The 18,619-nt window shown below is 62.0% G+C and carries 17 protein-coding genes; 2 read left to right on the plus strand and 15 right to left on the minus strand.

Going from position 1 to position 18,619, the window contains the following annotated elements; genetic code table 11:
- Positions 1-213: 213 nt before the first annotated feature.
- The 15 genes from rnhB to rpsB all read right to left on the minus strand — a co-directional run bounded on the left by rnhB (position 214) and on the right by rpsB (position 14,773).
- On the minus strand, positions 214-816 hold the full coding sequence (gene rnhB / locus THL1_RS22570) for a ribonuclease HII (protein WP_069085314.1): 603 nt from the start codon (positions 814-816) through the stop codon (positions 214-216).
- On the minus strand, positions 816-1,949 hold the full coding sequence (gene lpxB / locus THL1_RS22575) for a lipid-A-disaccharide synthase (protein ID WP_069085315.1): 1,134 nt from the start codon (positions 1,947-1,949) through the stop codon (positions 816-818). The genes rnhB and lpxB overlap by 1 nt, the downstream gene beginning before the upstream one ends.
- A gap of 4 nt (positions 1,950-1,953) precedes the next feature.
- The gene (gene lpxA, locus THL1_RS22580; protein ID WP_069085316.1) at positions 1,954-2,730 is read right to left on the minus strand and encodes an acyl-ACP--UDP-N-acetylglucosamine O-acyltransferase; all 777 of its coding nucleotides are present in this window, start codon (positions 2,728-2,730) and stop codon (positions 1,954-1,956) included.
- Positions 2,727-3,167 carry a 3-hydroxyacyl-ACP dehydratase FabZ gene (gene fabZ / locus THL1_RS22585; protein ID WP_069085317.1) on the minus strand — a complete coding sequence of 147 codons (441 nt, stop codon included), beginning with the start codon at positions 3,165-3,167 and terminating at the stop codon, positions 2,727-2,729. Before fabZ ends, lpxA begins: the two co-directional genes overlap by 4 nt.
- Positions 3,168-3,215: 48 nt before the next feature.
- Positions 3,216-4,277 carry a UDP-3-O-(3-hydroxymyristoyl)glucosamine N-acyltransferase gene (lpxD, locus tag THL1_RS22590; protein WP_069085318.1) on the minus strand — a complete coding sequence of 354 codons (1,062 nt, stop codon included), beginning with the start codon at positions 4,275-4,277 and terminating at the stop codon, positions 3,216-3,218.
- Complete coding sequence (locus THL1_RS22595; RefSeq protein WP_069085319.1) at positions 4,277-4,780, minus strand: OmpH family outer membrane protein; 504 nt, start codon at positions 4,778-4,780, stop codon at positions 4,277-4,279. Before THL1_RS22595 ends, lpxD begins: the two co-directional genes overlap by 1 nt.
- Positions 4,781-4,822: 42 nt before the next feature.
- On the minus strand, positions 4,823-7,186 hold the full coding sequence (gene bamA, locus THL1_RS22600) for an outer membrane protein assembly factor BamA (RefSeq protein WP_069085320.1): 2,364 nt from the start codon (positions 7,184-7,186) through the stop codon (positions 4,823-4,825).
- A gap of 75 nt (positions 7,187-7,261) precedes the next feature.
- Positions 7,262-8,614: a sigma E protease regulator RseP gene (rseP, locus tag THL1_RS22605; RefSeq protein WP_069085321.1), complete on the minus strand. Its 1,353-nt coding sequence runs from the start codon at positions 8,612-8,614 to the stop codon at positions 7,262-7,264.
- Between the two features lie 147 nt (positions 8,615-8,761).
- Positions 8,762-9,952, minus strand: a complete 1,191-nt coding sequence (ispC, locus tag THL1_RS22610) for a 1-deoxy-D-xylulose-5-phosphate reductoisomerase (protein WP_069085322.1) — start codon at positions 9,950-9,952, stop codon at positions 8,762-8,764.
- Positions 9,949-10,764 carry a phosphatidate cytidylyltransferase gene (locus THL1_RS22615; protein ID WP_069085323.1) on the minus strand — a complete coding sequence of 272 codons (816 nt, stop codon included), beginning with the start codon at positions 10,762-10,764 and terminating at the stop codon, positions 9,949-9,951. The genes ispC and THL1_RS22615 overlap by 4 nt, the downstream gene beginning before the upstream one ends.
- Positions 10,758-11,519 (minus strand): polyprenyl diphosphate synthase, encoded by a 762-nt coding sequence (gene uppS / locus THL1_RS22620; RefSeq protein WP_069085324.1) that lies wholly within the window; start codon positions 11,517-11,519, stop codon positions 10,758-10,760. The genes THL1_RS22615 and uppS overlap by 7 nt, the downstream gene beginning before the upstream one ends.
- Positions 11,520-11,533: 14 nt before the next feature.
- Positions 11,534-12,091, minus strand: a complete 558-nt coding sequence (gene frr, locus THL1_RS22625; protein ID WP_069085325.1) for a ribosome recycling factor — start codon at positions 12,089-12,091, stop codon at positions 11,534-11,536.
- Positions 12,088-12,831 carry a UMP kinase gene (pyrH, locus tag THL1_RS22630; protein ID WP_069085326.1) on the minus strand — a complete coding sequence of 248 codons (744 nt, stop codon included), beginning with the start codon at positions 12,829-12,831 and terminating at the stop codon, positions 12,088-12,090. The genes frr and pyrH overlap by 4 nt, the downstream gene beginning before the upstream one ends.
- 204 nt (positions 12,832-13,035) lie before the next feature.
- Positions 13,036-13,905 (minus strand): translation elongation factor Ts, encoded by an 870-nt coding sequence (gene tsf / locus THL1_RS22635; protein WP_069085327.1) that lies wholly within the window; start codon positions 13,903-13,905, stop codon positions 13,036-13,038.
- A 127-nt stretch (positions 13,906-14,032) separates the two neighbouring features.
- The gene (rpsB, locus tag THL1_RS22640) at positions 14,033-14,773 is read right to left on the minus strand and encodes a 30S ribosomal protein S2 (protein WP_069085328.1); all 741 of its coding nucleotides are present in this window, start codon (positions 14,771-14,773) and stop codon (positions 14,033-14,035) included.
- Positions 14,774-15,038: 265 nt separating this feature from the next.
- On the opposite strand from rpsB, the gene map reads away from it, so the two are divergent.
- Positions 15,039-15,821 carry a type I methionyl aminopeptidase gene (map, locus tag THL1_RS22645; RefSeq protein WP_069085329.1) on the plus strand — a complete coding sequence of 261 codons (783 nt, stop codon included), beginning with the start codon at positions 15,039-15,041 and terminating at the stop codon, positions 15,819-15,821.
- A gap of 29 nt (positions 15,822-15,850) precedes the next feature.
- Positions 15,851-18,553: a [protein-PII] uridylyltransferase gene (locus tag THL1_RS22650; RefSeq protein WP_069085330.1), complete on the plus strand. Its 2,703-nt coding sequence runs from the start codon at positions 15,851-15,853 to the stop codon at positions 18,551-18,553.
- Positions 18,554-18,619 lie beyond the last annotated feature (66 nt).

Genomic DNA, 18,619 nt, shown 5'->3' on the forward strand with positions numbered 1-18,619 from the left:
GGTTTGGGGCGAGGTCGCGGATGGGCGCGACCGGAGCCGTCAGAGCTTGTTCACGACCTTGCGAGCTAGAGCCATGCAAGGCAAAGCAGGCGAGGAAGAGGACTGGGCTCGCACACGAGTTTACGAGCTGTAAATGAGCATTCTGACCGGGCTGGCGCTCCAGCCTGCTTTTAACGCAGTAGGGCCGACGCGCAGCTGGTCGTGAGCAAGCTCTCAGCGGCTGCCTTCGATGAGCTCCCGAACTGGGCCGAAAGAGCGGCGATGGATCGGGGTCGGCCCCAGGCGGCGCAAGGCTTCCAGATGGACCGCGGTGGGATAGCCCTTGTGCCCGGCGATGCCGTAGCCGGGGTATAGCGCATCCAGCTCGGCCATCTCCCGATCGCGGCTGACCTTGGCCAGGATGGAGGCAGCGGCGATGGCCGGCACCTGGCTGTCACCCTTGACCACCGGCGCGCTGGGCACCTTGAGCTTGGGGCAGCGGTTGCCGTCGATCAAGGCCAGCTTTGGCGTCACGCTGAGACCTTCCACGGCGCGCTGCATCGCCAGCATGGTGGCGTGAAGGATGTTCAGCTGGTCGATTTCTTCCACCTCAGCACGCGCAATGCACCAGGCAAGGGCCTTCTCGCGAATCTCGTCAAACAGCGCATTCCGACGAGCCTCGGAGAGCTTCTTCGAATCGTTCAGACCGAGGATCGGCCGCGCCGGGTCGAGGATCACCGCGGCGGTTACCACCGGACCACAGAGAGGGCCACGGCCGACTTCGTCGACGCCGGCGACCAGCTCTTCCACCAAGCTGAAATCCAGACCGAGCTGCATCAGGGCACTCCAACCAGTTGCAGGATGGCATCGGCCGCGACGCGCGAGGCGTCCTGGCGCAGCGCGCGATGGATAACGTCGAAGCCGTGAGTCTGCACGTCGCCATCGTCCAGCAGCGGCGACACGGCCTGAGCCAGGGCGCCTGGCGTCGCAGCGTCCTGCAGCAACTCGGGCACCAACAGGCGCTGCGCGAGGAGGTTGGGCAAAGACACGTAAGGGCTCTTCACCAGGCGCTTGAGGATTCGATAGGTGAGCGGCGCCACCTTGTAGGCCACCACCATGGGCCGCTTGTACAGCAGCGCTTCCAGGGTGGCGGTTCCGGAAGCGATCAGCACCGCATCGCAGGCCGCCAGCGCTTCGTGGGAGCGGCCGTCGAGCAACTTCAGCGGCAGGTCGCGACCGGCCAGCATCGTCTCGACCTGGACGCGCCGTTCCGGCGTGGCACAGGGCAGGACGAAACGGATACCCGGACGAATCGAGCGCAATCGCTCCGCCGCATCGAGGAAGAGCGCGCCCAGCTTGCCAACCTCACCGCCCCGGCTGCCCGGCAACAGCGCGACCACGGGAGCGTCGTCGGGCAGATCGAGTACGGCACGAGCAGCAATGCGGTCAGCTTCGAGCGGAATGGCATCGGCCAGCGGGTGACCGACAAAGCGCACAGGCACGCCCTGCTCTTCGTAGAAACGCGCTTCGAAGGGGAAGAGCGTGAGCATCAGATCGCAACCTTCGCGAATCTTCAGCACACGCTTCTGCCGCCACGCCCAGACCGAGGGACTGACGTAGTGCACGGTCTTGATGCCGGCGCGGCGCAGCTTGAGTTCGACGCCCAGGTTGAAGTCAGGGGCATCGATTCCGATGAAGACATCGGGACGCTCGTCGATCAGCGCCTGGATCAACCTTTTGCGGCGGGCGAGCAGTTCGGGGAGGCGCCCCAGCACCTCCACCAGGCCCATGACCGCCAGGCGCTCCATCGGGAAGTAGGAATTCAGGCCTTCCGCTTGCATGCGAGGGCCGCCAACGCCGATGAACTGGGTATCAGGATAGCGCGCCTTGAGCGCTTGCATCAGGGTGGAGCCGAGGATGTCGCCGGACGCCTCGCCGGCAACCAGCGCGATGCGCAGGGGACGATTCATGGGCTCAGCGGGTAATGCCGCGGGTCGAGGACTGGATGGAGTCGCGGAACACCGCCACTTCAGGGAACTGGGCAGACGTCTCGGCGAGTTCGGCCAGGGCCTGATCCACGGTCAACCCCTGGCGGTAAACCACCTTGTAGGCGCGACGCAGGGCGGCGATGGCCTCGGCACTGAAGCCACGGCGACGCATACCCTCGAAGTTCATGCTGCGGGCCTCGGCCGGATTACCGAAGACGGTGACGTAGGCCGGCACATCCTTGCCAATGGCAGTCCCCATGCCGGAGAAGCTGTGCGCCCCGATGCGGCAGAACTGATGCACGAGGGTGTAGCCGGACAGGATGGCCCAGTCATCGACATGCACGTGGCCGGCCAGCGCGGTGTTGTTCACCAGGATGCAATGATTGGCAATCACACTGTCATGACCGATATGCACATAGGCCATCAGCAGGTTGTGGTCGCCAATAGTGGTCTCAGAGCGGTCCTGCACCGTACCACGGTGAATGGTCACGCCTTCGCGGATCACATTGTGGTCGCCGATCACCAGGCGCGTGGGCTCGCCCTTGTACTTCAGGTCGGGCGTGTCCTCACCTACCGAAGAGAATTGGTAGATGTGGTTGTGCTTGCCGATACGGGTCGGGCCCTTGATGACCACATGGGGTCCGACGACTGTCCCCTCGCCGACTTCCACATCGGGCCCAATGATCGACCAGGGGCCGACCTGGACACCATCCGCCAGCTTTGCCGACGGATCGATAATGGCGCGAGGGTCAATCAAACTCATAGTTTGCGTTCCGCACAAATGATCTCGGCCGAGCAGACTTCCTTGCCATCGACGCTGGCACGGCAGTCGAACTTCCAGATACCACGTTTCACGCTGAGGAACTGCGCTTCGAGGATCAGTTGATCGCCCGGCAGAATCGGCTGGCGGAATCGCAGCTTATCGGAACCCACGAAATAGTAGAGGGTACCGTCAGCGGGTTTGACATCGAGCATCTTGAAACCGAGGATGCCAGCCGCCTGCGCCATGGCCTCGATGATCAGCACACCCGGCATGATCGGGTGCTGCGGGAAGTGGCCGTTGAAGAAAGGCTCGTTGATGCTGACATTCTTGTAGGCGCGAATGCGCTTGCCTTCAACATCCAGTTCCACCACTCGATCCACCAGGAGGAAAGGGTAGCGGTGCGGCAGATATTCGCGAATCTCGTTGATGTCCATCATGTTCCTGGAGCCTTTTGAGAGGATTGGGGATGCACGGCGCTGCGTGAATCACGCTTCTGATGAAGCATCCCCGCCCGGGGTCACTGCCGCCAGGCGTTTTTCCAGTTGCTGCAGACGACGCGCCATGTCATCCAACTGGCGAATCCGGGCAGCGCTCTTCTTCCAGTCCGCGGCAGTCTGCATCGCGGTGCCGGAGGAATAAGCGCCCGGCTCGGTAATATTGCGGGTCACCATGGTCATGCCGGTGACGAACACGTTGTCGCACACTTCAATGTGGCCAACCATGCCCACACCGCCGGCAATCATGCAATTGCGACCAATCCTGGTGCTACCGGAAATGCCGACACAGCCGGCCATGGCGGTGTTGTCACCGACCTGTACGTTGTGCGCGATCATGATCTGGTTATCCAGCTTCACGCCATTGCCGATCAGGGTATCGGACAGGGCGCCGCGGTCGATGGTGGTATTGGCCCCCACTTCCACGTCATCGCCCAGGGTAACGCCGCCGATCTGTGCGATCTTCTGCCAGACGCCCTTCTCGTTGGCGAAGCCGAAGCCTTCACCACCGATTACGGCACCCGACTGGATCACCACGCGCTTGCCGATCTTCACATCGTGATAGAGGGTGACACGCGGGGCCAGCCAGCCACCGTCACCGATGACGGTGCGTGCGCCGACCACGCAGTGAGCGCCCAGGGTCACCCCGGCACCAATCTGCGCGCCGGATTCAATCACCACATAAGCGCCGATGCTGGCGCTCGGATCGACCTTGGCATCAGCCGCAACCACGGCAGTCGGGTGAATACCCGGCTGCGCCTTGGGCTTGAGATCGAACAGGTGGGAAAGCTCGGCGTACGCGAGGTAAGGGTTCGGCACCAGCAACGCATTACCGGCGTAGCCTTCTGCGTCGGCAGGGGTCAGCAGGACAGCTGCGGCCTGCGTGCTCGCCAGGAACTTGCGGTACTGCGGGTTGGCCAGGAAAGTGAGCTGGCCGGGACCCGCCTCCTGCAAGGTGGCCAAACCGCTGATCGGCTGGTCAGCGGAGCCACGCAAGGTGGCTCCGAGACGCTCGGCCAACTGGCCGAGGGTAAAGACCGGGGCTGCCATCATTAACGCTGCTGGTTCATGCGCTCGATGACCTGGCGGGTGATGTCGTACTGCGGTTTGACGTCAACCACTGCACCACGCTCCAGCACCAGGTCAAAGCTGCCCTTCTTCAGAACTTCCTCGACGGCCTTGTCCAGCTTCGGCTTGAGCTGCTTGAGCATGTCACGGTCAGCGACGGCCTTGGCTTCGTTCAGTTCCTTGGACTGGAACTGGAAGTCGCGGGCTTTCTGCTTGAACTCGAGCTCCAGACGCTCACGCTCGGCCTGTTGCATCTTTTCGCCGTCTTTCACCAGACGGTCCTGAATACGCTTGGCGTCGCTTTCCAGGGTTTTCAGCTTGTTCAGCTGCGGGCCGAACTTCTTCTCGGCATCGACGGCGTACTTCTTGGCGGCGTCAGATTCCAGCAGGGCCATTTGGTAGTTCAGTACGGCGATTTTCATTTCCGCGAAAGCCGGAGTCGCCATCATGGCAGCGGCAACCAGAACGAATTGAGTCAACTTACGCACGATGCAACTCCTGCAACACTAACTGTTGTCTTGATGAAACGCTTAGAAAGTCTGCCCCAGGGAGAACTGGAATACCTGGGTGTCAGCATTGTCCGGCTTCTTGACTGGCATGCCCAGACTGAAGCTCAGCGGGCCCAGAGCGGTAATCCAGGTCAGCCCCACACCCACGGAGCTGGCCAGGTCGCCGGCGTTGATACTGCTGCAGTTGGACGCGGTGGACGAGCAACTGGTGTCGAACACGTTACCCACGTCCCAGAACAGCACGGTGCGCAGCTGACGCTGGTCCTTGACGAACGGCAGCGGGAACAGCAGCTCGACGCCGCCCTGCACCAGCACGTTGCCGCCGAAGGGCAGCGGATCCTGGTCCGGGTCGGCCGCGGTTCCTACGTTGCCGGTAACCGCCTGGCCACGGCTCGGAGTGCTGCGCGGGCCCAAGCTGCTGTCTTCGAAGCCGCGTACGGAGTTGAAACCGCCCGCGAAGTAGTGCTCGTAGAACGGCAACTCGGAGGTGGAGCCGTAGCTGTCGCCGTAGCCCAGCTCGGTGTGCCAGCGCAGCGCGGTGTTCTGGCTCAGCGGGGTGAACAACTGGCCACGGTAGTCGAGCTTGTAGAACGACAGGTCGCTACCCGGGATGGTGCTTTCCAGCACCAGGCTCTGGGAATGGCCGCGAGTCGCCAGCACGCCCTTGTTCAAGGTCGATTCGGACCAGCCGATGGAGCCCTTGAAGTTCAGGTAGCTGTCGCCTTCCTGCTGGATGAAGTCGAAGATCTCGTCGACGGTGTAGATACCGGTGTTGATCTTGTCCTGCTGCACGGTCAGGCCGTAGGTCAGGCGCCCAGTTTCGCTGATCGGATAACCGATGCTGACGCCGGCACCCAGGCTGTCCACCGCATAGCTGGACACGTCCACGTCGAGGTCGTCGTAGTCGGTACTGCGGTAGAAGGCGTTGTAACCCAGGCTGACGCCGTCGGCGGTCCAGTAGGGGTCTACGAAGCCGAAGTTGTAGCGAGTCTGGTACTCGGAGCGGGTCAGGCCGATGCTGACCTTGTTACCGGTACCCAGGAAGTTGTTCTGGCTGATGGAACCGCCGAGGATCAGGCCTGCGCTCTGAGCGAAGCCCACGCTGGCGGTAATGGAGCCGGACGGCTGTTCTTCCACGGTGTAGTTGACGTCCACCTGGTCGTCGGTGCCGGGCACCTGCGGGGTTTCGACGTTCACTTCCTTGAAGAAGCCGAGGCGCTCCAGACGGGTCTTGGACTGGTCGATCAGGTAGGTCGACGCCCAGCCACCTTCCATCTGGCGCATCTCACGGCGCAGCACTTCGTCTTCGGTCTTGGTGTTGCCGCGGAAGTTGATACGGTTGACGTAGGCGCGCTTGCCCGGATCGACCACGAAGGTGATGGAAACGGTGTTGTCCTCGTCGTGAGCTTCCGGCACGCCGTTGACGTTGGCGAAGGTATAACCCTCGTTACCCAGGCGGCGGGTGATCAGCTCGGAGGTGGTGGTCATCACCTTGCGCGAGAAGACCTGACCTTCCTGCACCAGCAGCAGGGACTTCACGTCGTCCTCGGGCACCTTGAGGTCACCGGAGAGTTTCACTTCACGGACGGTGTACTTCTCACCCTCGTCAACGTTGACGGTGATGTAGACGTGCTTCTTGTCCGGGGTGATGGATACCTGGGTAGAGGAGATATCCATGTTGATGTAGCCGCGATCCAGGTAGTAGGAGCGCAGGCGTTCCAGGTCACCGGACAGCTTCTCGCGGGCGTACTTGTCGTCGTTCTTGAAGAAAGACAGCCAGTTGGTGGTCTTCAGTTCGAACAGTTCGGCCAGGTCTTCATCGGGGAAGACGGTGTTGCCGACGATGTTGATGTGCTGAATGGCTGCAACCGAGCCCTCGTTGATCTTGATCTTCAGCGCCACGCGGTTGCGCGGCTGCGGAATCACTTCGGCTTCGATCTCAGCGGAGTAGCGGCCCTGGGCTACGTACTGGCGCTGCAGTTCGTTACGTACACCTTCGAGGGTCGCACGCTGGAAGATTTCGCCCTCGGACAGGCCGGATTGTTTCAGGCCTTTGAGCAAGTCTTCGGTACTGATGGCCTTGTTGCCTTCGATCTCGATACTGGAGATCGACGGACGCTCGACGACCGAGATGACCAGTACGTCGCCGTCGCGACCCAGTTGGATATCCTGGAAGAAACCGGTCTTGAAGAGTGCGCGGGTGGCCTCGACCAGACGGCGGTCATCCGCCGCTTCGCCGACGTTGAGCGGCAGGGCGCCAAATACGCTGCCGGCGGAAACCCGCTGCAGGCCGTTGACGCGGATGTCGGAGATGGTGAAGGACTCGGCGTGAACCTCGGCGATCATGAGTGCGGCAAGCACCGCAGGTATCAGCAGGCGTTTCATGAAGTCCTTTTTTTATTCCAACCGGTAATAAAGAATCTGCCGCACAAGGCGGCAGACTCGGCATTCAGTGACTCGTTACAGACGGCTCAGATCGTTTACCAGGGCGAGCAACATCACCCCCACGACCAGACTGATGCCGATCTGCACCCCCCAGGCCTGCACCCGCTCTGACAATGGACGGCCTCGCGCCAATTCGATCAGATAAAACAACAGGTGCCCCCCATCCAGGACAGGGATTGGCAAAAGATTGAGAACCCCCAGGCTTATGCTCAGGTAGGCGAGGAAGTTCAGGAAATCCCCCACCCCGGACTGGGCCGAAGCGCCCGCCACTTTAGCAATGGTTATCGGCCCGCTCAAGTTTTTTACCGAGAGCTCGCCGAGCAACATTTTCTTTAGGGAATCCAGAGTTAGCAGACTCATGGACCAGGTTCTGGCTGCTGCTTCGGTCACCGCATCGAGTGGACCGAAACTCACTTCGCGAAGCATTTCCGCCGGCCATTCGACGCCCTGGACCCCGGCACCGAGGTAACCGCTGCGGGCCACACCTTCGCCGCGAGCAGCGAGGGTCAGCTTGACCTCACGCACCAGGCCTTCGCTTTCCACGCTGAGGGTGATGTTTTCAGCCGGGCGCTTGCGCACCGTTTCCACCAACTGCTGCCAGTCGTTCAGGCCCTGGCCATCGAGGCTCAGCAGGCGATCACCAACCTTCAGGCCGGCGGCCTGGGCCGGCCCCTTCGGGTCCAGCTCGGCGAGAACCGGCGGGATGGACGGGCGCCAGGGCGTGATCCCCAGGGAGCCAATGGGGTCAGGCTCGTCGACACCCTTGAGCCAATTACTCAGTTGAAGCTGCCGAGTCTGCTCGGTACTGGCCCCCTCTTCTCGCACACCCACCAGCAGCGTGCCGCTCTCGCCGAGACGACGCACCAGCTGCAGGTTGACCTGGGACCAGCCATTGACGGCTTCGCCGTCGACCGAAACGATCTCCTCACCGGACGCAAGTCCCGCCTGGGCTGCGATGCTGTTCGGCGCGACGTTGCCGATCACCGGGCGCACCTGCTGGCTGCCAAGCATTGCCAACAGCCAGAAGAACAGCAGAGCAAGGAGGAAGTTGGCGATGGGGCCGGCCGCGACAATGGCGATGCGCTGCCCCACAGGCTTGCGATTGAAAGACTGGCCGAGCAGCTCGGCAGGCACTTCGGCCTCTCGCTCATCCAGCATCTTCACGTAACCGCCCAGCGGAATGGCGGCTACAACGAACTCGGTACCATGGCGGTCATGCCAGCGGAACAGCGGCGTGCCGAAGCCCACGGAGAAACGCAACACCTTGACCCCACAGCGCCGCGCCACCCAGAAGTGACCGAACTCGTGGAACGTCACAAGCACCCCCAAGGCAACCAGGGTGCCGATAATCATGTAAAGCGCGCTCATCGGTTTCCTCCGGGGCAAGCCGGTTGCCTAAAAGCTACCTGCGTTGCCGATACAGCATTGGAAACGGCCTCGACCTACTCACTTACGTATGTCATTTCAGCCGCTTCTGCTTTGTCTCACCTGCATTGCCGACAGGTTCTGTCGACCTCATCGCCCCTGGCGGACCAACCACTGCTGCGCCGCTGCCCGAGCACGGGCATCCGCCAGCAGCACGGAATCCAACGATTCGACCTTGATGGCCGCTTCGCGGTTCAGCACTTCGTCGATGATACTCGCGATCTCGGTGAAGCGGATGCGTCGCTCCAGGAATGCGGCCACGGCCACCTCATTGGCGGCATTGAGCATTGCCGGCGAGCTACCGCCCTCCTCCGCCGACTGCCGCGCCAAGCGCAGGCAGGGGAAACGCTCTTCGTCCGGAGCCTGAAAGTCCAGGCGCGCCACGGAGAACAGATCCAGGGGAGACACGCCGGAATCGATACGCTCAGGCCAGGCCAAGGCGTGGGCAATAGGGGTGCGCATGTCGGGATTGCCCAACTGCGCCAGAACCGAACCGTCCACATAGTCGACCAGTGAATGGATCACGCTCTGCGGATGAATCACCACCTCGACCTGGGCAGGCCGCGCATCGAACAGCCAACAGGCCTCTATCAGCTCAAGCCCCTTGTTCATCATGCTGGCCGAGTCGACGGATATCTTGCGCCCCATGGACCAGTTGGGATGGGCGCACGCCTGTTCAGGCGAAACGTCCGGCAGTCGGTCCAACGACATTTCACGGAACGGCCCGCCGGATGCAGTCAGCAGGATGCGACGCACACCCACAGGGGCAAGCCCTCGGGCGTAATCCTGGGGCAGGCACTGGAAGATTGCATTGTGCTCGCTGTCGATCGGCAGCAGCACCGCACCGCTCTTGCGCACCGCCTGCATGAACAGGGCACCGGACATCACCAGCGCTTCCTTGTTGGCCAGCAGCACTCGCTTGCCCGCTTCCACCGCGGCCAGGGTCGGCTTGAGACCGGCGGCGCCAACAATAGCAGCCATCACCACATCGGCTTGCGGATGAGCGGCAACCTCGCAAAGCCCCTGCTCACCAACCAGCACGCGAGTCTGCAGCCCGGCAGCCAGCAGTCCGCCCTGCAGATGCCGAGCGGAGTCGGCATCGGGCACCACTGCGAATTCAGGGCGATGGCGCAGGCACAGCGCCTCCAGCTCGCTCAGGCGACTGTAGCCACTAAGGGCGAAAGCCTGGTAACGCTCTGGATGGCGACCGATGACATCGAGGGTACTGAGGCCGATGGAACCGGTGGCGCCCAGGACTGTGATGCGTTGCGGCTGACTCACAGGGCACCCCAGCCAGCCGCCCAGAGCAGCGCCGCGAAGAGCGGAATTGCAGCCGTCAGGCTGTCGATTCGATCCAGTACACCACCGTGCCCCGGCAGCAGGTTGCTGCTGTCCTTGATCCCGGATTGGCGCTTGAACATGCTTTCGGTCAGGTCACCGACGACCGAAATCAGCACCACCAGGGCCGCACCGACCAGAGCCAGCATCAGCTCGGAACCGACCCAGCCACGGTAGAAACCAACGCAGGCAGTAATCAGCAGACTGGCCAGCAACCCGCCCACCAGCCCTTCCCAGCTCTTGCCGGGACTGACCTGAGGCGCCAGCTTGCGCTTGCCAAAGGCCTTGCCGGAGAAATAGGCGCCGATATCAGCCGCCCATACAAGCACCATCACCGACAGGATCAGCCAATTGGCCAGCGGCCATTGCTTGAACAGCACCAGTCCCTGCCAGGCCGGCAGCAGAATCAGCAGACCAATGATCAGTTTGCCGGGAGTGCCACCCCAATAGCGGCTGGTTTCCGGATAGCCCAGTACGAGGACAGTTGCCGCCCCCCACCAGAGCACGCCAAGCACCAGCACGAGAGGCGCCAGGGCAGGCATGAGATAAAGCCCGTAAAGCAGCGCTGCCACGATGAGGCCGTAGGCAACACGCCGAGGCTGCGACGAAAAGCCCGCCAGGCGAGCCCACTCCCAGCCGCCGAGGCTAACCACAGCACCAATGAACAGGGCGAACGCGCCACCGTCCAGCCAGAAGAACCCCGCAAGGGCGATGGGCAGCAGCACCAGGGCGGTGATGACGCGTTGTTTCAGCATTTGGCTCGTGCCTCGGCTTCCATCTGCTCGCTGGTCTTGCCAAAGCGACGCTGGCGCTTTGCGTAGTCGGTCAGCGCCTTACGCATGGCTTCGTGCTTGAAGTCAGGCCAGAAGAGATCGGAGAAATACAGCTCGGCATAGGCGATCTGCCAAAGCAGGAAGTTGCTGATGCGATGCTCGCCACCCGTGCGAATGCACAGGTCAGGCAACGGCAGGTCTCCGGTGACCAGGCAGCTTTGCAGCAACTGCGGAGAAATATCGTCGACTTGCAGATGACCGGCCTGGACTTCACGCGCCAGCCGCTGCGCAGCCTGGGTGATGTCCCACTGGCCACCGTAGTTGGCGGCGACCTGAAGGACGAATTTGTGATGGCTCGAAGTCAGCTGCTCGACCTCGCGCATGGCAGCCTGTAACTCCGGGTGGAACCGGGAACGGTCGCCAATGATGCGCAAGCGGATATCGTTCTGGTCCAGGCGCCGCGCCTCGCGGCGCAGCGCCCCGAGGAACAGCTCCATCAGGGCGCCGACCTCATCGGCCGGACGCTGCCAGTTCTCACTGGAGAAGGCGAACAGGGTGAGCACTTCGACACCCGCCTCGGCGCACACCTCGATCACCGCCCGGACTGCATCCACGCCGGCCTTGTGGCCGGCTACACCCGGCAGCAGGCGTTTCTTCGCCCAACGGTTGTTACCGTCCATGATGATCGCCACATGCCGTGGCACCGCGAGGTTGACGCCTTGCTGGGATTTGTCCATGACGATTCCGGGAGTCAGACCGCCATCAGGTCTTTTTCTTTGTTTTCCAGCGCCTTGTCGACTTCGCCAACGAACTTGTCGGTCAGCTTCTGGACATCATCGGCTGCACGACGCTCGTCGTCTTCGCTGATTTCCTTTTCCTTGACCAGATCCTTCAGCTGCGCGAGGGCATCGCGGCGGATATTGCGCACAGCAACACGGGCGTTCTCGGCCTCGGAACGCGCCTGCTTGGTGAAGCCCTTGCGGGTTTCCTCGGTCAGGGCGGGCATCGGCACGCGAATGGTGGTGCCGGCAGTAGCCGGGTTCAGGCCGAGGTCGGAGGTCATGATGGCCTTTTCCACAGCCTGGATCATGCTCTTGTCGAACACGGTCAGGGCCAGGGTGCGGGAGTCTTCGGCAATCACGTTGGCCACCTGGCGCAGCGGAGTGTCGGAGCCGTAGTAGGACACCATCACGCTGTCCAGGATGCTCGGGTGCGCACGCCCGGTGCGGATCTTGGCGAAAGCATGATCCAGCGATTCCAGGGTCTTCTTCATGCGCTCCTGCGCTTCTTGCTTGATCTCGTTGATCACTTTTCGCCCTCCTCGATCAGGGTTCCTTCGGCGCCGCCAACCACGATGTTCAGCAGGGCACCCGGTTTATTCATATTGAAGACCCGCAGGGGCATCTTCTGATCACGGCACAGACAGATGGCCGTGAGGTCCATGACACCCAGCTTGCGATCCAGCACCTCGTCATAGGTCAAGTGCTCGAACTTCTCGGCATTGGGGTCCTTGAACGGGTCGGCAGTGTACACGCCATCGACCTTGGTGGCTTTCAGCACCACGTCCGCATCCACTTCGATGGCGCGCAGGCAGGCGGCCGAGTCGGTGGTGAAGAAGGGGTTACCGGTACCAGCGGAGAAGATCACCACTTCACCGGAACTCAGGTGGCGCATGGCCTTGCGGCGGTCGTAGTGATCGGTCACGCCGACCATGGAAATGGCCGACATCACAATGGCGGGAATGTTGGAACGCTCCAGCGCGTCGCGCATGGCCAGCGCGTTCATCACGGTAGCCAGCATGCCCATGTGGTCGCCGGTCACGCGATCCATGCCAGCAGCGCTAAGGGCCGCACCACGGAACAGGTTGCCGCCGCCGATCACCAGACCGACCTGGACGCCGATGCCGACCAACTGGCCGATTTCCAGCGCCATGCGATCGAGGACTTTCGGATCGATACCGAACTCCTCGGAGCCCATCAGGGCCTCACCGCTGAGTTTGAGCAGAATGCGTTTATAGCGAGGTTGGCGACCACTCACCTGCTGAGCCATTGCGTATCTCTCCTGCGGCGCTATTTGAATTCGTGGACCCCGAAAGGCCCTATGTACTAGCGAGTCCTGAGACTGCGCAAACGGCGGTTGGTGCCCGACAACCAGATCCCGCCGTGGAAACCGCCCCGAAATGGTTCCCCAGTTTGACGAAGAGGCCGCACGCGTGAGCGGGCAGCCTCTTGCGGGGCGACAGCCGAAGCCGTCTTATTGCTTGGTAGCAGCGACCTGGGCAGCTACTTCGGCAGCGAAGTCGACTTCGACTTTCTCGATGCCTTCGCCTACTTCGTAGCGAACGAAGGAAACGATCTCGGCGCCGGCCTTTTTCGCCAGGTCACCGACCTTGACTTCCGGATCCTTGACGAAAGGCTGCTCGACCAGGCTGGCTTCAGCCAGGAACTTGGCGATACGGCCTTTGACCATGTTCTCGACGATGTTTTCCGGCTTGCCGGCGATCTTGTCGGCGTTCAGGGCCAGGAAGATTTCCTTTTCCTTGGCAACAGCTTCTTCGGAAACCTGGCTCGGGTTCAGGAACTGCGGGTTGCTGGCAGCCACGTGCATGGCGATGTCCTTGGCCAGTTCCGGGGTGCCGCCCTTCAGGTTCACGACTACACCGATGCGGTGGCCGTGCAGGTAGGCACCAACCACGTCACCTTCAACGCGGGTCAGACGACGGATATTGACGTTCTCGCCGGTCTTGGAAACCAGGGCCAGACGAGCTTCTTCGCGGGACTCGACCAGCGGAGCAGCGTCGGTCAGCTTTTCATTGAAAGCCTGGTCCAGAGACGCAGCAACGAAGGACTTGAAGTCATCCTGCAGGGCCAGGAAGTCGGTCTGGGAGTTGACTTCGATGATGACGGCAACCTTGTTGTCGTCAGCCACTTTGACAGCGATGGCACCTTCGGCGGCGATATTGCCAGCCTTCTTGGCAGCCTTGATGGCGCCGGCAGCGCGCATATCGTCAATGGCTTTCTCGATGTCGCCTTCAGCTGCGGTCAGCGCCTTCTTGCAATCCATCATGCCCAGGCCGGTACGCTCGCGCAGTTCTTTAACCAGGGCTGCAGTAATCTCTGCCATGTCGCAATCCTCTTGAACAGGTTTTCAACCATTCAGCCCGGAGTTCCGGGCATTCACAATTCGGAGGTGGCAAAAAGGGGGCCTAGCCCCCTTCTTGCGCACCGGGTAACGCTAGATGGCTGTGAACTCAGCCTTCTGCGGACTCGGAGGCAGCTTCTTCGACGAACTCGTCAGCACCGCCAGCGGCATTCTGACGGCCGCGGATTACAGCATCAGCGAAGCTGGCGAGGTACAGCTGAACGGCGCGGATTGCGTCGTCGTTACCCGGAATGACGTAGTCAACGCCTTCAGGGCTGCTGTTGGTATCGACAACACCGATGACCGGGATGCCCAGCTTGTTGGCTTCGCTGATGGCGATGCGCTCGTGATCAACGTCGATCACGAACAGAGCGTCCGGCAGGCCGCCCATATCCTTGATACCACCCAGGCTGCGCTCGAGCTTCTCGAGGTCGCGGGTACGCATCAGGGCTTCTTTCTTGGTCAGCTTGGCGAAGGTGCCGTCCTGGGACTGGGTTTCCAGCTCGCGCAGGCGCTTGATCGACTGACGGATGGTCTTGTAGTTGGTCAGCATGCCGCCCAGCCAGCGGTGATCGACGTACGGGGAGCCGCAACGAGCAGCTTCTTCACGAACGATCTTGCCAGCGGAACGCTTGGTGCCGACGAACATAACCTTGTTCTTGCCCGCAGCCAGTTTCTCAACGAAGGCCAGGGCCTCGTTGAACATCGGCAGGGTTTTTTCCAGGTTGATGATATGGATCTTGTTACGCGCGCCGAAAATGTACTTGCCCATTTTCGGGTTCCAGTAACGGGTCTGGTGACCGAAGTGCACACCGGCCTTCAGCATATCGCGCATGTTGACTTGGGACATTTCTATTCCTCGATAAATCGGGTTAGGCCTCCACGCATCCCAATATCCAACCCTTTCAGGCACCCAGGATATCGTGTCGATACGTGTGTGGGTTTGGGCCTTGCGGGCACCAGGCCCGTAAAGCGGCGCGTTTTATAGCACAAAAAGATGCCCCAAGCTACTGGAACCCTGCGTACAAGAAGTGGCCACCTCCTGCTTGCCGCTTATGGCTTGCGGCTTGAAGCTGTTAATATCAAGCCTTTTCCGTTTGCGCCCGAGACCCAATATGACCGTCACCATCAAGACGCCCGCAGAAATCGAGAAAATGCGCGTTGCCGGCCGCCTGGCCGCCGAAGTGCTGGAGATGATCGGCGAGCATGTCAAACCCGGCGTGACCACCGAGGAACTGGATCGCATCTGCCATGACTACATCGTCAATGTGCAGCAGGCCATCCCCGCCCCCCTCAACTACAAGGGCTTCCCCAAGTCGATCTGCACTTCGGTCAACCACGTGGTCTGCCATGGCATCCCCAACGAGAAGCCACTGAAGGATGGTGACATCCTCAATATCGACATCACCGTCATCAAGGACGGCTACCACGGTGACACCAGCAAGATGTTCCTGGTGGGCAAGGCGCCGGAGTGGGCCGACAAGCTCTGCCGTGTGACCCAGGAGTGCATGTACAAGGGCATCCAGCTGGTCAAACCCGGTGCGCGCCTGGGCGATATCGGCGAAGTGATCCAGAAACATGCCGAGAAACTCGGCTACTCGGTGGTCCGTGAATATTGCGGCCATGGCATCGGCGCCGTATTCCACGAAGAGCCGCAAGTCCTGCACTACGGTCGTGCCGGCACCGGCATGGAACTGAAGGAAGGCATGACCTTCACCATCGAGCCGATGATCAACCAGGGCCGCCCGGAAACCCGCCTGCTCGGCGACGGCTGGACCGCCATCACCAAGGACCGCAAGCTCTCCGCCCAGTGGGAGCACACCGTCCTGGTGACTGCCGACGGCTACGAGATCCTCACCCTGCGTGGTGACGACACCCTGCCGCGCACCGCGTCCTGACCACAGACCTGTATAAGGAAAGCCGCCCCATGCCGCAGGTGGATCCCGAGTTGTTCGACCGCGGCCAGTTCCAGGCGGAACTGGCCTTGAAGTCCAGCCCTATCGCTGCCTTCAAGAAAGCCATTCGCCAGGCCCGCGACGTGCTCGACAACCGTTTCACCAACGGCCGCGACATCCGTCGCCTGGTGGAGGACCGCGCCTGGTTCGTCGACCAGATACTGCGGGCGGCCTGGGAACGCTTCGGCTGGAGTGAGGATGCCGACATCGCCCTACTGGCGGTGGGAGGCTACGGGCGTGGCGAGCTGCACCCCTTCTCCGACATCGATCTGCTGATCCTGCTGGACAGCGCCGACCATGAGGTTTTCCGCGAACCCATCGAAGGCTTCCTCACCCTGCTCTGGGACATTGGCCTGGAAGTCGGCCAGAGCGTGCGCTCGGTAGCCGAATGCGCTGAAGAAGCGCGCGCCGACCTGACGGTGATTACCAACCTGATGGAAAGCCGCACCATCGCCGGCCCCGAGCACCTGCGCCAGCGCATGCTGGACGTCACCAGCCCCGAGCGGATGTGGCCAAGCAAGCACTTCTTCCTCGCCAAACGCCAGGAACAGAAGGCCCGCCACGCCAAGTACAACGACACCGAATACAACCTCGAGCCCAATGTGAAGGGCTCGCCCGGCGGCCTGCGGGACATCCAGACCATTCTCTGGGTCGCCCGGCGCCAGTTCGGCAGCCTGAACCTCCACGGCCTCGTGCAGCAGGGTTTCCTGGCGGAAATCGAGTGCAGCATGCTGGCCTCCAGCCAGGAATTCCTCTGGAAGGTCCGTTACGCCCTGCACATGCTGGCTGGCCGCGCCGAAGACCGGCTGCTGTTCGACCACCAGCGCAAGATCGCCAGCCTCCTCGGTTTCGAGGATGGCGACGGCAAGCTCGGCATCGAGCGGTTCATGCAGAAGTACTACCGGGTGGTGATGGGGGTCTCCGAACTGAGTGACCTGATCAACCAGCACTTCGAGGAAGTCATCCTGCGTGCCGGCGAAACCGGCCAGGCGCAACCGCTGAACAGCCGCTTCCAGCTGCGTGACGGCTACATCGAGGTTACCCACCCGAACGTGTTCAAGCGCACGCCCTTCGCGATGCTGGAAATCTTCGTGCTGATGGCCCAGCACCCGGACATCAAGGGGGTTCGTGCGGACACCATCCGCCTGCTGCGCGACAGCCGTCACCTGATCGACGAAGAGTTCCGCAAGGACATCCGCAACACCAGCCTGTTCATCGAGCTGTTCAAATCCGCCCAGGGCATCCACCGCAACCTGCGACGAATGAACCGCTACGGCATCCTCGGCCTGTACCTGCCGGAGTTCGGCCAGATCATCGGGCAGATGCAGCACGACCTGTTCCACATCTATACGGTGGACGCGCACACGCTCAACCTGATCAAGCACCTGCGCAAGCTCAAATGGCCGGAACTGGCCGAGAAATTCCCCCTGGCCAGCAAGCTCATCGACAAGTTGCCCAAGCCCGAGCTGATCTATCTGGCCGGCCTTTACCACGACATCGGCAAAGGCCGCGGTGGCGACCACTCCGAGCTGGGCGCCGTCGATGCCGAGGCCTTCTGCTCCCGCCACCAGTTGCCGGTGTGGGACTCGCGGCTGGTGGCCTGGCTGGTGCAACACCACCTGGTGATGTCCACCACCGCCCAACGCAAGGACCTCTCCGACCCGCAGGTGATCTACGACTTCGCCCGTCTGGTGGGCGACCAGACCCGCCTGGACTACCTCTACGTGCTCACCGTGGCCGACATCAACGCCACCAACCCGAGCCTGTGGAACTCCTGGCGCGCCAGCCTGCTGCGCCAGCTCTACACGGAAACCAAGCGCGCCCTGCGTCGCGGGCTGGAAAACCCGCTGGACCGCGAGGAGCAGATCCGCCAGACCCAGTCCGCCGCCATCGACATCCTGGTGCGCAACGGCATCGACCAGGACGAAGCCGAGCAACTCTGGTCGCAGCTTGGCGATGACTATTTCCTGCGCCACACCGCCAACGACGTGGCCTGGCACACCGAGGCCATCCTCCAGCACCCGGCCGGCAACGACCCGCTGGTACTGATCAAGGAAACCGCCCAGCGTGAGTTCGAAGGCGCGACCCAGATCTTCATCTACGCTCCCGACCAGCACGACTTCTTCGCCGTGACCGTGGCGGCGATGTCGCAGCTCAACCTGAACATTCACGACGCCCGGATCATCACCTCCACCAGCCAGTTCACCCTCGACACCTACATCGTGCTCGATGCGGACGGCGGGCGGATCGGCGAGAACCCCGCGCGCATCCGCGAAATCCGCGAAGGCCTGATCGACGCCCTGAAGAACCCGGACGAGTACCCGGCCATCATCCAGCGCCGCGTGCCGCGCCAGCTCAAGCACTTCGCGTTCCCGCCGCAGGTGACCATCTCCAACGATGCCCAGCGTCCAGTGACCATCCTCGAATTGATCGCGCCCGACCGCCCTGGCCTGCTGGCACGCATCGGCCGCATCTTCCTGGAATTCGACCTGTCGCTGCAGAACGCCAAGATCGCCACCCTGGGCGAGCGCGTTGAAGACGTCTTCTTCGTCACCGACGCCAATAACCAGCCTCTTTCCGACCCCGAGCTCTGCCAGCGGCTGCAGGAGGCCATCGTCTCCCAGCTGTCCCAAGCCAACGGACATAACCCGGACACAACGCGGATAAACATCTGAACCCGTAGGGTGCAATAAGGCCGCAGGCCGGATTGCACCGATTCACCCACGACCTCCCTGTTGACG

This window comes from Pseudomonas sp. TCU-HL1 (assembly GCF_001708505.1).
Lineage (GTDB): Bacteria > Pseudomonadota > Gammaproteobacteria > Pseudomonadales > Pseudomonadaceae > Metapseudomonas.

What these genes read in the sequence shown, in the direction of transcription:
- rnhB (WP_069085314.1), bottom strand. Translation starts at nt 816, where the DNA reads ATGCAGCTCGGTCTGGATTTCAGCTTGGTGGAAGAGCTGGTCGCCGGC.
- lpxB (WP_069085315.1), bottom strand. Translation starts at nt 1,949, where the DNA reads ATGAATCGTCCCCTGCGCATCGCGCTGGTTGCCGGCGAGGCGTCCGGC.
- lpxA (WP_069085316.1), bottom strand. Translation starts at nt 2,730, where the DNA reads ATGAGTTTGATTGACCCTCGCGCCATTATCGATCCGTCGGCAAAGCTG.
- fabZ (WP_069085317.1), bottom strand. Translation starts at nt 3,167, where the DNA reads ATGATGGACATCAACGAGATTCGCGAATATCTGCCGCACCGCTACCCT.
- lpxD (WP_069085318.1), bottom strand. Translation starts at nt 4,277, where the DNA reads ATGATGGCAGCCCCGGTCTTTACCCTCGGCCAGTTGGCCGAGCGTCTC.
- bamA (WP_069085320.1), bottom strand. Translation starts at nt 7,186, where the DNA reads ATGAAACGCCTGCTGATACCTGCGGTGCTTGCCGCACTCATGATCGCC.
- rseP (WP_069085321.1), bottom strand. Translation starts at nt 8,614, where the DNA reads ATGAGCGCGCTTTACATGATTATCGGCACCCTGGTTGCCTTGGGGGTG.
- THL1_RS22615 (WP_069085323.1), bottom strand. Translation starts at nt 10,764, where the DNA reads ATGCTGAAACAACGCGTCATCACCGCCCTGGTGCTGCTGCCCATCGCC.
- uppS (WP_069085324.1), bottom strand. Translation starts at nt 11,519, where the DNA reads ATGGACAAATCCCAGCAAGGCGTCAACCTCGCGGTGCCACGGCATGTG.
- pyrH (WP_069085326.1), bottom strand. Translation starts at nt 12,831, where the DNA reads ATGGCTCAGCAGGTGAGTGGTCGCCAACCTCGCTATAAACGCATTCTG.
- tsf (WP_069085327.1), bottom strand. Translation starts at nt 13,905, where the DNA reads ATGGCAGAGATTACTGCAGCCCTGGTTAAAGAACTGCGCGAGCGTACC.
- rpsB (WP_069085328.1), bottom strand. Translation starts at nt 14,773, where the DNA reads ATGTCCCAAGTCAACATGCGCGATATGCTGAAGGCCGGTGTGCACTTC.
- map (WP_069085329.1), top strand. Translation starts at nt 15,039, where the DNA reads ATGACCGTCACCATCAAGACGCCCGCAGAAATCGAGAAAATGCGCGTT.
- THL1_RS22650 (WP_069085330.1), top strand. Translation starts at nt 15,851, where the DNA reads ATGCCGCAGGTGGATCCCGAGTTGTTCGACCGCGGCCAGTTCCAGGCG.